12 protein-coding genes are annotated in these 12,363 nt (G+C 72.9%); 6 read left to right on the plus strand and 6 right to left on the minus strand.

Annotated elements, in window-relative coordinates:
- Nucleotides 1-57 precede the first annotated feature (57 nt).
- The 3 genes from HS041_RS32615 to HS041_RS32625 form a co-directional block, all read right to left on the minus strand.
- A complete protein-coding gene (locus HS041_RS32615) occupies nt 58-1,035 on the minus strand; it encodes an aldo/keto reductase (RefSeq protein WP_196444700.1) in 978 nt (325 codons plus the stop codon).
- 177 nt (nt 1,036-1,212) lie between these two features.
- On the minus strand, nt 1,213-1,755 hold the full coding sequence (locus tag HS041_RS32620; RefSeq protein ID WP_230880061.1) for a hypothetical protein: 543 nt from the start codon (nt 1,753-1,755) through the stop codon (nt 1,213-1,215).
- Between the two features lie 196 nt (nt 1,756-1,951).
- Nucleotides 1,952-3,463: a golvesin C-terminal-like domain-containing protein gene (locus tag HS041_RS32625; RefSeq protein ID WP_196445073.1), complete on the minus strand. Its 1,512-nt coding sequence runs from the start codon at nt 3,461-3,463 to the stop codon at nt 1,952-1,954.
- Nucleotides 3,464-3,726: 263 nt separating this feature from the next.
- On the opposite strand from HS041_RS32625, the gene HS041_RS32630 reads away from it, so the two are divergent.
- From HS041_RS32630 to HS041_RS32640, 3 genes are all read left to right on the plus strand, one after another.
- On the plus strand, nt 3,727-4,524 hold the full coding sequence (locus HS041_RS32630) for a hypothetical protein (RefSeq protein ID WP_196444701.1): 798 nt from the start codon (nt 3,727-3,729) through the stop codon (nt 4,522-4,524).
- 519 nt (nt 4,525-5,043) lie between these two features.
- Nucleotides 5,044-5,394, plus strand: a complete 351-nt coding sequence (locus tag HS041_RS32635; RefSeq protein ID WP_196444702.1) for a VOC family protein — start codon at nt 5,044-5,046, stop codon at nt 5,392-5,394.
- A gap of 124 nt (nt 5,395-5,518) precedes the next feature.
- Complete coding sequence (locus HS041_RS32640) at nt 5,519-5,905, plus strand: VOC family protein (RefSeq protein WP_196444703.1); 387 nt, start codon at nt 5,519-5,521, stop codon at nt 5,903-5,905.
- 76 nt (nt 5,906-5,981) lie between these two features.
- On the opposite strand, the gene HS041_RS32645 is transcribed toward HS041_RS32640, so the two are convergent.
- Nucleotides 5,982-7,271, minus strand: coding sequence for an alpha/beta hydrolase family protein (locus HS041_RS32645; RefSeq protein ID WP_196444704.1), 1,290 nt, complete (start codon nt 7,269-7,271; stop codon nt 5,982-5,984).
- 76 nt (nt 7,272-7,347) lie between these two features.
- On the opposite strand from HS041_RS32645, the gene HS041_RS32650 reads away from it, so the two are divergent.
- Nucleotides 7,348-7,878 carry a helix-turn-helix domain-containing protein gene (locus tag HS041_RS32650; protein WP_196444705.1) on the plus strand — a complete coding sequence of 177 codons (531 nt, stop codon included), beginning with the start codon at nt 7,348-7,350 and terminating at the stop codon, nt 7,876-7,878.
- Here HS041_RS32650 and HS041_RS32655 read toward each other — a convergent pair.
- The gene (locus HS041_RS32655; RefSeq protein WP_307845554.1) at nt 7,875-8,675 is read right to left on the minus strand and encodes a helix-turn-helix domain-containing protein; all 801 of its coding nucleotides are present in this window, start codon (nt 8,673-8,675) and stop codon (nt 7,875-7,877) included. The genes HS041_RS32650 and HS041_RS32655 overlap by 4 nt on opposite strands.
- A 146-nt stretch (nt 8,676-8,821) precedes the next feature.
- On the opposite strand from HS041_RS32655, the gene HS041_RS40270 reads away from it, so the two are divergent.
- Nucleotides 8,822-9,604, plus strand: a complete 783-nt coding sequence (locus HS041_RS40270; RefSeq protein ID WP_196444706.1) for a hypothetical protein — start codon at nt 8,822-8,824, stop codon at nt 9,602-9,604.
- On the plus strand, nt 9,565-10,053 hold the full coding sequence (locus tag HS041_RS40275) for a phosphotransferase (RefSeq protein WP_196444707.1): 489 nt from the start codon (nt 9,565-9,567) through the stop codon (nt 10,051-10,053). The genes HS041_RS40270 and HS041_RS40275 overlap by 40 nt, the downstream gene beginning before the upstream one ends.
- A 66-nt stretch (nt 10,054-10,119) precedes the next feature.
- On the opposite strand, the gene secA2 is transcribed toward HS041_RS40275, so the two are convergent.
- Nucleotides 10,120-12,342 (minus strand): accessory Sec system translocase SecA2, encoded by a 2,223-nt coding sequence (gene secA2, locus HS041_RS32670; RefSeq protein ID WP_196444708.1) that lies wholly within the window; start codon nt 12,340-12,342, stop codon nt 10,120-10,122.
- Nucleotides 12,343-12,363: the final 21 nt, after the last annotated feature.

A 12,363-nucleotide genomic window follows, 5' to 3' on the forward strand; every position in this document is an offset into this window, starting at 1 on the left:
CCTGCGGGCCGGGCCCGCGACCGGCCCCGGGGAAGCGGGGCCCCGAGGCGGGCTCCGTCACCAGCGGTGGTGCACCTGCGGCCGGATCAGCTCGTCGTAGGCCTCCCGTACGGCGCGCAGCGACTCCCCGGGCAGCGGCTCCGCGGCCGCGGCGGCAGCGTTGGCGCGGGCCTGGCCGGGGTTGCGGGCGCCGGGGATGACCACCGAGACACCGGGCTGGTCGATGATCCAGCGCAGCGCGAACTGCGCCGTGGTCATCCCCTCGGGCACCAGCGGGGTCAGGCGGCGCACCGCCGCCAGGCCGGTGGTGTACTCGACGCCGGAGAAGGTCTCGCCCACGTCGAAGGACTCGCCGTGCCGGTTGTAGGTGCGGTGGTCGTCGGCGGCGAAAAGGGTGGACTCGTCGTACTTGCCCGACAGCAGGCCGCTGGCGAGCGGGACCCGGGCGATGATGCCGACCCCGGCCTCGGCCGCCGCCGGGAGCACCTGCTCCAGCGGCTTGAGCCGGAAGGCGTTGAGGATGATCTGCACGGTGGCCACGCCCGGCCTGGCGATGGCGGTCAGCGCCTCGTCGCACGTCTCCACGCTCACCCCGTAGGCGGCGATCCGACGCTCCTGCACGAGGGTGTCCAGGGCGTCGAAGACCGCGTCGGAGGAGTACACCGGGGTGGGCGGGCAGTGCAGCTGCACCAGGTCGAGGGTGTCCACGCCGAGGTTGGCGCGGGACCGGTCCGTCCAGGCGCGGAAGTTGTCCAGGGTGTAGGCCGAAGGCTCCTGGGCGACGCGGCGGCCCATCTTCGTGGCCACGGTCAGCCCGGGCCTCTCCCTGATCAGCTGTCCGACGATCCGCTCGCTGCGGCCGTCGCCGTACACGTCGGCGGTGTCGATGAAGGTCACACCGGAGTCCACCGCGGCGACGAGGACGGCCAGCGCCTCGTCCTCCCCGACCTCGCCCCAGTCGGCGCCCAGCTGCCAGGCGCCGAGTCCCACGACGCCAACTTTCCTACCGGTTCTGCCTAGTTTGCGCTGTTCCACGTGCCCGATCGTAGTCCGCCGTCCGATCCGCCGGTCAGGCGCTTCCCCTGCCGCCGCCCGCGACTCCCAGGAGCGCTCCCCCGGGGCAGGAGGCGGTGCCGCCGACCTCCTGCTGGGGAGGGACCAGCGCCGCTCGCCGCAGGGCCGGCGGCTCCGTGCAACCGGCGGGCCGGGACGCTAGTTGGCGCAGTCCTGGTCGTTGAGGGCCAGGGCGATCTCGTAGATCTCACCGTGGGACAGCAGGAAGGAGTAGGAGGCCTTCGGGTTGCCCGGGACGGTGACCGTGGCGTATCCGCTGGCCGACTGCTTCAGCTCGGGGTAGGCCTTGATCATCTGCCCGGCAGTGGAGCCGATCTTGATTCCCTGGGGGGTCTTGACGCCCTTGGGCGCGAAGATCATGGCGACGCCGAGCTTCTTGGAGATGTACAGGCCCACGTTGTCGCGGCCGGTCGGGTGCGCCTTCAGATCCCAGCCCGTGCACGGGCTCGCACTGGACTTGCGCACGATCTTCCGGGTGGCCTTGGCCTTCTTGGCGCTCATGCCGAGCTTCACGCCGCCGTATCCGAACGGTCCCAGCGTGCCGCCCGCGGAGGCCGTGTGCCCGGTCGCGGCGGGTGCGGCGACCGCCGCGGGCACGCCGCCGCCCAGCAGCACCCCTCCCGCCAGCGCCGTCGCCAGCGCCGCGCCACCCAGACGCCGGACCGTCGTGTATCCCGTCATGGTTCCCCCGTTGTGGTTGCGAGTCATACCCCGGTTCGATGCAAGATCGACTGAGAAAGTTCGGCGATCCTTCCCGGCTCCGGGAAACAGGCGTGCGTCGGCCGGACCCGTCGCCGGGACCGGGCGGAGGCCGGAGGACTTCCGCCCGGCCGACGCCCGCTTCCCCCGCCGGCGCGCGGACGCGGGCGCCGCGGCGTCATCCGCGGCTGATGCGGACGGCGTCGGCGATGACGTAGCCGGTGCCCGAGGTCTGCCGGCCGACGCCCACCACGTCGTACGTCCCGGCCTTGAGCGTGAACGTCCCGAGGCTGCGCCAGACGCCGCCGCCCGAGCGCTGGTCGACGTAGACCGTCGTGTTGCCGGCCGAGGCCGCCACGATGTAGGGAGCCGAACTGCTGTATCCCGGATGCGCCGGATAGCGGACCTCGACCCGGTACCTGCCGGTGGCGGGGACCTTCATCCTGTACCAGGCGGGGTCGGCGGCGGAGGCGGGGGAGGCGAACCGGTAGTCGGGCCCGAGGCGCTGGCCGGAGTAGGCGGAGGTCTTCCAGTTCGCGCTCGCGGTGAACCGGCCGGCGGTGCTGTTGTCCGTGGTGGCCGACCACGCCGGAGTGCTCCCGCCGGTGACGTACTTCATGTACGTGGTCCAGTTCCAGTGCGGGCCCGGGTCGGTGTGCGTGGCCCCGGGCACCTCCCTGTGGGCGATGATGTGCCTGCGGTCCTTGGGGATGCCGTACTTCTCGCAGAGGTGGCGGGTCAGCGCGGCGGAGGCGCGGTACATCGCGTCGGTGAACCACGCGGCGTTGCTGACGTAGCCCTCGTGCTCGATGCCGATGGACCGGTGGTTGTAGTCCCGGTTGCCCGCGTGCCAGGCGACGTCCTTGTGGCGCACCATCTGGGTGACGGCGCCGTTCGACGACTTGATCACGTAGTGCGCCGAGACCTTGGCGGCGGGGTTCTGGAACCAGGAGATGGCGCCCGCGTACGACCCCTGGGTGACGTGGACGACCACCCGGTCGATCTTCCGGCTCGACGGGCGGTTGGCGGCGGTGTAGTTGCTCGGCCTCGCGGCCACCCAGGTCGCGGACGGGTACTCGGCGCCGGGCGCGGCCATCGCGCCGAGGTCGGGGGCCTGGGCGTAGGGGCCCCGGTCCGCGGTGACCACCTGCGGCGCGACCGTCACGCCGCGGGCGCTGAACCCGGTGCCGAGCAGCTCGTAGACGGCGTCGGCGTAGAGCCGTGCGGTCTCGGGGGAGGAGGCGTTGCCGTACTTCGCCACGGCCTGGTACCAGCGGCCCATGTCCTTCCTGGCGGTCTCGTCGAGGCCGAGCGCGTCGGCGTGGGCGCGCAGGAGCGCCGCGCCGCCGAGGACGTTCGACGCGGCGTCGGCGCGCAGTTTCCCGACCGGCAGGCCGGTGAGTTCGGCGGCCTGCTCCAGCGCGTGCGTGGTGGGGTTGCTGACCAGGTGCATCATGCCGTAGCCGCCGCTGGCGCTGGGCTCGCCGCCGTGGTCGTCGAGCCGGGTCTCGGCGTAGCCGAGGGCGGCGAGCAGGTCGCGGGGGACGCCGTACTCGCCCGCGGCGCGGTCGAGCGCCGCGGGCAGGGGCGGGTCCGGTTCCGGTTCCGCGAGGGCGGGGCGGCCGGCCAGGACCAGCAGGGCCGCGAGGGCGAAGGCGGCGAGAACCGCCGGCCGGCTATGGGCGAACATCACGGAGGTCTCCTTGTCCGGGGGTGAATGCAGCACGGTAGAGGAGCCCACGATGATCATCGGTGAGGTTGTTGCTATGGGTATGGGAGAAAATTTCCGCTTGCTCCGGGACTGGTGATCCGTTCCTGCTGAGATTCCGTCCTGACCAGCGGCTTCCGGCACGGGCTGGAGCCCGGGCGGGCGGATGATCGAATCTGTCGGAGCGGCTCGCTAGGGTGAGCGCTTCGTCCGATTCATCCTGTTTGCCCCCTGAGGGTGTCCACGTGCGTCTCGTCCGCCGCTACCGTTTCGGGTCGATCGCCGCGTTCGTCGCGGTCGGCTATGCGCTCACCCTCGTCGTGGCCGCCGTCATCGCGCTGGCCGGTGGCGACGGACTCCTCCGGCGGCTGGTGTTCCCCGCCGGCTGGTCGGGGCCGGACGACGACCTGACGGGCTGGGCCGTACTTCCGCCGGCCCTGGCCGGCGGGATGCAGGGCTGGGCTCTCTGGCAGATCCTCCGCGGATGGGTGGACGGGGAACGGCCCCGGTCGGAGAAGCGGGTCCGCCGGCTGCGCGGGCTGCTCTACGCCGACCTGCTCCTCGGCCTGACCCTCTCCCACCCCTTCGACCTGCTGGACGTCTGGTGGGTGGACATCCTGTGGAGCCTCGGGCAACTGGCCGTCGTCGTGCTGTTCCACCGGGTGCTGGAGGACGCCTCCCGCCTGCTGAGGCTCATCGCGCTGGTGGCGGGGACGCTCACCACGGTGGCGTGGCAGGGCAGGGTGGTCTCCGGCGAGTTCGGGTTCCAGACCGCTTACATGTTCTTCGACTTCGTGTCGCAGCACGTCGTCGAGGTCGGCTACCGCAGCCCGGGAGGCGAGATCGTGCTCGGGGACCCGATGGGCGGCTCCACGCTCCCCGATCTCGCGCTCCGCGGCAGGAGCGGCGACTACCGGATCCGCGTGCACTACGCCTGGCTCCCCTGGAACGGGGAGAAGTACGGCGCGCAGCACCTGCTGATCATGGCCTATCCCGGCCGCGGAGACGACGTCGTCGTCCACCGCGAGCGGACCAGGCCGTGATCTCGCCGTCGCCCTCGTTGCGCCGAAGGCCGCCACGAACCGGGGCGAGGTCCAGAGCAGAAGAGGGCGCGGTCCGGAGACCGCGCCCTCGGGGGCGTCTGCCCCGGTGGAGTCCGTGCTCGCCTGCGCGGCTCCCCGCCCGTATCCGGAGGCTTTTCCTCCTGAGGGCCTGGTGCGGCATCCTCCAGCAGTCGCGGCGTCATCGCGATCCCGGTGAGGCGCTCGGCCAAGAGGAACGCCGGCCGTCCGTGGGGGTCGGCGATCGGGTGGACGGGGGAGTCGATCCGAGCGCCATCGCGAGGTTCTTCGGTGTGTGAAACCGCTCCCACTCGCTGACCTCGGCGAATTTCCGCAGCCTGTGGGTCAGTTCGTCCAGTTCCGCCATGGTCCTCAGGGTAGGGCTACGACGGGACGAAGACGTGCCGCAAGGGGTTTCGCTGATTTGCCCTGTGCTCACCCGGCGGGACATGCCGAGGGCGGGGAGAGCATGAACCGCCCGCCGCCGGGCATGCAGTGATCATGAGTCTGGAATGGGAGCAGATCGTCGTCGACTCGGCGGATCCGGTCGCCCTGGGCCGGTGGTGGGCCGAGGCCCTCGGCTGGGTGGTGATCAACGACGCGAGCGACGAGTACGAGATCCGCCCGGCGCCCGATCGCCTTCCCGGCCTGCTCTTCGTTCCGGTGCCCGAGCCCCGGACGGTCAAGAACCGGCTCCACCTCGACTTCCGCCCCGACGACCAGGACGCCGAGGTCGCACGGCTGCTGGCGACGGGCGCCCGCCGGGCCGACGTGGGGCAGGGCGAGCAGTCATGGGCGGTCCTCGCGGATCCCGAGGGCAACGAGTTCTGCGTCCTCCGCGCCCGGGCCTGAAGCACCGCCAGAGGTCCCGCGGGGGACCCGGTGCCCGGGATCGAGCGGATCCGGTCCTTCCTGCGCGGGGCACGGCTCCCCGATCATGAGAGGTTCATGCTCTTCCCGACCGGAGGTGTTGCGCGTGGCGCACTACAGCAGGCTCTACACGGTCGTCATCGACGTTCCCCAGGCCGACCATGACCGGGAGGCGGAGTTCTGGCAGGGGGCGATCGGACCGGAACTGAAAGCCAACGAGAGGTATCCGGAGTACCACGGCGCCCTGCTGCACGGGCAGGAGTTCGCGCTGATCATCCAGCGGCTGGGGGATGGGGAGAGCCGGGTGCACGTCGACATCCACACCGATGATCTGGAGGCGGAGGTCGCGCGGCTGGAGCGGCTGGGCGCCGAGCGGGTGCAGAAGGCGAACGACCGCTGGTGGATCATGCGGGACCCGGCCGGGCTGCCGTTCTGCGTCATACCGGACGCCCCCGGCACGCTGCACGACGGCAACGCCCAACGGTGGGACTGACGCCGTCCCCTCTCCCGCCGTGCCCGTCCGGCGGCGGGGGAGGGGGCGACGGGAGAAAGGACGCGCCGCGCCGCCGTCAGGCCGGGCGCTCCGGGAGGCGGCCGGTGACCCAGTCCGTGACGAGGGCGAGGACCTCGGGGTCGGTGGGCCTGCGGATCTGCTGCTTGTAGGTGCGCAGGCCCCCGGCGTCCGGGTCGCGGCGGAGCAGGTGGCTCAGCTCGGGCACCCGGACGGTCGTGACGTCCCCCTCCGTCAGGGCGGCGATGGCGTCGAGGTCGGCGGGGTCGACCTGGACGTCGCCCGAGCCGGTGACGGCGAGGACCGGCACGCGCAGCCCGCGCAGGAGCGGCCCGGGGTCGAAGGCGATGAACTCGCGGTGCCAGCGCGCGTTGGTCTTCCGTCCCTGGACCCGGGCGACGTCGGTCGTGGTGGCCTTGAGCCGGGTGATGGCCTGGTCCTGCTTCTCGAACAGGTCGGTGCGGAGCACGCGCAGGATCACGCGGACCGGTGCGGGCAGGTCCCCGGCGATCTGCCGGGCCTGCCACCTCAGGGTCTCCTCGCCGGTCTTGGCGATGCCGGCCAGCAGCACGATCCCGGCCAGGCCCGCCTGCTCCCCGGCGCCGAGCGCGGTGGCGATGACGGCCCCCTCGCTGTGGCCCGCGAGGAACACCGCCGCCGGGTCGATCTCCGTACGGTTGCGGAGCCAGGCCAGCGCGGCCCGAGCGTCGTCGACGTTGTCGGTCAGCCCCGCGGTGAGGAAGTCGCCCTGCGACTCGCCGACCCCGCGCTTGTCGTAGCGGAAGGAGGCGACACCCGCCCGTGCCAGGGCGTGCGCGAGATCGCGGCTGACCCCGAGGGGCATGCGCCTGTGGTCGGCGTCCCGGTCGAGCGGGCCCGATCCCGTCATGATCAGCACCACGGGGTGCGGTCCGGGGCGGGCGGGCAGGGCCAGCGTGCCGCCGAGGATCAAGCTGCCGGAGCGGAAGGTGACGCGCTCCTCGGCGACCGGAGCGGGCAGGCCGGCCGATGCGCGGATGCGCCCGGCGAGCTCCGGCGCGTGCTCGTCGCCGACCAGCAGCTCGTCGTAGCGGGTGCCGCTCAGGGCCACCCGTACGGCGGGCACGCCCCGGCGGACGGCAACGAACGCCCGGCTCCCCGGCCTCCGCCACGTCCCGATCCTGACCCGGCCCGGGACGGCCAGCCCGGGGGCGCGCAGGCCTCGGGCACCGGTCAGCGCGTCCTCCACGACGGCGACCCCGCGGACCGCGGCCAGCGGCACGCGGATGTCGCCGCGCAGCCCCGCCGTCTTCTCGCCCCGGCCGAGCGTCAGCACCAGCTCGCCGCCGGTCACCGTCATCGTCGCCATCTCGTGTTCCTCCCTTTTCGTCTGCCATAAGTATTCTCATTTTTGAGATTGATGTCAAATATGAGAGCATTAAGCTATGAAGACGACGGTCGACCTTCTTCTCCACCCCGTCCGGCTGCGCATCGTCCAGGCGCTGCTCGGCGACCGCCGCATGACCACCGCGGCCCTCGCCGCCGAGCTCTCCGACGTCTCCACCGCCACCCTCTACCGGCACGTCGGCACGCTGACCGAGGCCGGGGTGCTGGAGGTCGTGGAGGAGCAGCGGGTGCGGGGCGCGGTGGAGCGCACCTACGCGCTGCGCCTGCCGGCGGCGCAGATCGCCGAGGAGGATCTGGCCGCGATGTCGCCGGAGGACCACCGGCGGGCGTTCATGGCGTTCACGGCGGGGCTGCTGGCCGACTTCGACCGCTACACCGGGCGCGGTGACGTCGACCTGCGACGGGACGGCGTCGGCTACCGCCAGGCCGCCCTGTGGCTCTCCGACGAGGAGCTCGCCGAGTTCGCGGCCGACCTCCGGCGGGTAGTGGAGGCCAGGCTGGGCCACGGGCCGGCGGAGGGGCGGGTCAGGAGGCTCTTGACCACCGTGCTGATGCCCGGTGTTCCCTAGTCGGGGTGGTGCTGGTGCTGCAGGTAGGCGGCGGTCTCGGGGTTGGCCGGGAAGTAGGCCTCGATGGCCAGCTCGGCGACGGTGATGTCCAGCGGGGTGCCGAAGGTGGTCATCGTGCTGAAGAAGACCAGCTCGCGGTAACCGCGGCGGAGTCGGAGCGGGATCACGAGCTGCCCCGGACCCGCGCCGAGTTCGGGCTCGGGCTGGTCGCAGGGATAGTCGTCGAGCTCCCGCCAGAGGTCGGTCAGCTCGGGGTCGGCGGTCAGGCTGATCTGGCGGCGGAGCCGGTGCAAAAGATGGGCTCGCCACTCGCCCAGATTGAGGATCCGGTGGGCCATGCCCTTGGGATGCAGGCTCAGCCGCAGCACGTTGACCGGCGGGACGAGCAGCTCGGGCGCGACGCCGCGCAGCAGCAGGCCGGTGGCGGCATTGCGGTCCACCAGGTTCCAGCGCTGGTCGACGACCACGGCGGGGTACGGCTGGTGCCCGCTCAGCACCTGCCCCAGCGCCGTCCGGACCGAGGCCATCTCCGGCGAGTTCAGCGGGGTCTCGGCGAAGACCGGGGCGAAGCCGCCCGCGAGCAGCAGGTGGTTGCGCTCGCGCAGCGGCAGGTCCAGCTCCTCGGCGAGATGGAGGATCATGTCGCGGCTCGGTTTCGACCGGCCGGTCTCCACGAAGCTCAGGTGACGGGTGGAGACGTCGGCCTGGATGGCCAGATCCAGCTGGCTCATCCTCCGCCGTTCCCGCCACTGGCGCAGCAGCTCGCCGACAGGCCGGTTCCCGCTGGTGGTGGTCACAATCACCACGATATCCAGCGATGATCGACCAAACCATTACCCACCATGTAACGACAGTCGTGACGTCCGTTCCCGGTCCTCAGACCTCGTGAGAGACGGCGGATAACGGTTGGCGGCCCGGGTCCCCGACCAGCCAGACTGGCCCGGTGGACCGGGAGCGGGGCCGTACGGCCGACGTGGTGGTGACGGCGGGGGACGACTGCCTGGGGACCTTCGGCCCCTTCCCCGTGGACAGCCCCTGGTGGGCCGACGTCGAGCCGGTCGCCGCGCACCTGACGGCGGCGCTCGGCGCGCCGGTCATGGTGCTCCGCCTGATCGGCGTCACCGGAGGGGAGGGGGGCAGGGGCGGACGGGCCGCCTACCACGCCGAGATCTTCGGGCGGCCCCGCTCCGGGCTGCTCGGGCCCCCTCCCCCCGGCCTCGACGGCCTGCTGGACCCCGCCCCCCGGCGGGCCGGCTGGGCGACGGCCGCCGGACTGAGAGCCGCGCTGGAGTGGGCGCGGCAGGAGCTGCTCGCGGCGGGCCGGCCGGCGCGCGGGGACGCCGAGCAGGTGAAGACCTGGAACCTGTCGGGGCTGTTCCGCATCCCCACCGCCGTGGGTCCCGCCTGGCTGAAGGCCACGCCCGGGTTCGCGACGTGGGAGGCGGGGGCGATGGAGGCGGTCGCGCGGGTGGATCCGGAGCTCGTGCCCGGCGTCATCGCGGCCGACGCGGCGCACGGCTGGACGCTGCTCGACCACGTCCCCGGCGAGGACTGCTGGGAGGCCCCGGACGGGATCGTCCGGGCGATGGTCGGCCGCTGGGCCGCGGCGCAGGCGGCGATCGCGCGGCACCGGGACGGGCCCCGGACGGCCTGCCGGACCGCACCCCGCGGGTCCTGGCCGGGCTGGTGCGCGACCTCCTCGGCAGGGAGGAGGAGCTCGGGCTGACCGCCGCCGAGCTGGCGGCGGCGCACCGGCTGGCCGACGGCCTGCCGGCGCTCGCCGCCGCTCTGGAGGAGTGCGGCCTGCCGGACACCCTGGTGCACGCCGACTTCCACTCCGGCAACTGGCGGTCCGACGGCCGGCGCACGGTCGCCGTCGACTTCGCCGACAGCCACATCGGCCACCCCGCCCTGGACGCCCTGCGGATCCGCGACTTCCGGCCGGGACGGCCCCGGCCCGAGGCCGCGGCCGCCTGGATCGCGGCCTGGTCGGACCTGGTCCCGGGCTCCGACCCGGGCCGGGCGCTGGCCCTGGCCGAGCCGCTCGGGCACCTCATGTACGCGGTGAGATACCAGGAGTTCCTCGACGGCATCGAGACCAGCGAGCGGATCTACCACGAGGGCGACCCGGCGGTGGAGATCCGCGCGGCGCTGGAGGCCGCCGCCCGCCCGTGAGAGCGCCCCGGCCGGGCCCGTGGGCGGGCGCCGTCGCGTGTGCGCGGACCGGCGCCCGGTGCGAGGTCAGCGGCGGCGGATCTTGGAGGCGAGGCGGTTGGTGAGGCGGTCCCACTCGCTGCCGAACGGGTTCTCCTGCACCAGGTAGGTCCAGGTCGCGGTGGGCCGCTTGAGACCCTCGCCGCCGAGATCGAGGCCGTCGGCGGTGATCGCGGCGCTCTCGAACGTCGCGACCGAGCGCGACTCGACCTCGGCGAGCAGGCGCTGGTAGGCGGCGACCGCGTCCTTGTGGAACTCGTCGATCGGGCTGGCCCGGCCCAGGACCCTCAGGTGGATGCCCTCGCGGAGCTCGGCGAGGTAGGCCAGGTGCTCGGCCCAGCAGCGGTCGAGGTGGAACAGGACGATCTGCCGGGCCGCCTCGTGCAGGGTCTCCTCGCGCGTCTCCTCGGGAAGGGCCTCGCTCAGCTCGGCCCAGCGCTCGGGGGCGGCCGCGGCGAGGGCCTCTCCGGCCGTCCGGCCGCGCAGGACCCGGTCACGGCGTTCCAGGACCAGGTCCCGCTGGCGTTCGAGCAGGCGGGTGTAGCGCCAGGTGTTGCGGTGGATCTGCGCGTTGACGCCCTCGGCGACGCGCTGGGCGTGGGCCACGAGCCGCCGGCTCGGCACGCCGGAGGAGTACTCGTCGGCGACGTAGTGGGTGATCAGGTCATCCTCGCCGCTGACGAAGAAGACCGAGCCGCCGGGGTCGCCCTGCCGGCCGGCCCGGCCACGGAGCTGGTCGTCCAGGCGGCTGCTGGCGTGGCGTCCCGAGCCGATGACGTACAGCCCGCCGAGGGCGTCCACCCCCTCCCCGAGCCGGATGTCGGTGCCGCGCCCGGCCATCTGGGTGGAGATCGTGATCGCCCCGCGCTCCCCGGCCCCGGCGATGATCGAGGCCTCCTCGGCGTCGTTCTTCGCGTTCAGGACGGCGCACTCCAGCCCCCGCCCCGAGAGGTTCAGGGCGAGCCGCTCGGACTCGGCCACGTCCAGGGTGCCGACCAGGATCGGCCGGCCGGTGGTGTGCGCCTCGGCGATCTCGTCGACCAGCGCCCGGTCCCGGTCCATGGCGAACTCGAACAACCGGTCCGGCTCGTCCTCGCGGACCAGCGGCCGGTTGGACGGGACGACGGCCACCTTAAGGTCGTAGAACTCGCGCAGCTCGTCGCCGACGGCCACCGCCGTGCCGGTCATCCCGCAGCGCTCGGGATAGCGGGTGATCAGGCCCTGGACCGTGATCGTGTCGAGGATCTCGCCGGTCTCCGAGGGGGCCAGCGTTTCCTTGGCCTCGACCGCGGCCTGCAGGCCGTCCGGCCACCGCTGCAGCAGCGCCACCCGCCCCCGGGACGGGTTGACCAGGTGCACCCGGCCGTCACGGACGATGTAGTCGACGTCCCGGGTCAGCAGGGCGTGGGCGTGCAGGGCGAGGTTGACCTCGGTCAGGCGCTGGGTGTCGTGGTAGAGCTCGACGCCCAGCGCCTCCTCGACGGTGTCGATGCCCTTGGAGGTCAGGTGCACGTTGCGGGCCTGGTCGTCGATCTCGTAGTGGTAGCCCTTGACGAGCCTGCGGACCAGCGCCGCCGTCTCCGGCACGCCTCCGCCCGCGTCGGCGGCCCCGGCGAGAACCAGGGGGACGCGGGCCTCGTCCACCAGCACCGAGTCGGCCTCGTCCACCAGCACGACCTCCGGCTCGGGCAGCAGCAGGTCGGCCGCGTCGACGCGGAGCCGGTCGCGCAGCACGTCGAAGCCGATCTCGCTGACCGAGCCGTAGGTGACGTCCCTGGCGTAGGCCTCGCGCCGCTCCGCGGGCGTCGAGGTCTCCCCGATCCAGCCGACCGAGACGCCCAGCGCCTCGTACAACGGGCCCATCCACTCGGCGTCGCGCCGGGCGAGGTAGTCGTTGACGGAGACGACGTGGACCCGCCTGCCCCGCAGGGCGTATCCGGCGGCGGCCATGGCCCCCGACAGCGTCTTGCCCTCGCCGGTGGCCATCTCGGCGACGTTGCCGGAGAGCAGGACGAGCGTGCCGAGCAGCTGCACGTCGTACGGCCTCAGCCCGAGCGCGCGGTCGGCGGCCTCGCGCGCGATCGCGCAGAACCCGGCCAGGTCGTCCATGGAGGGGGCCGGCAGCTCCGCGAGCCCTCGCAGGCGCTCCTGCCGGGCTCCGGCCGCCTTGACGATCCGCTCGAAGGGGGCGAGGTCGATGGAGCCGGGACGTTCCAGAAATCGCCGGACGAACTGCTTTATCGAGGCCATGTGCTCTCCATGCCCCCTCCA

This window comes from Planomonospora sp. ID67723 (assembly GCF_015711605.1).
In the GTDB taxonomy this organism is placed as follows: Bacteria; Actinomycetota; Actinomycetes; order Streptosporangiales; family Streptosporangiaceae; genus Planomonospora_A.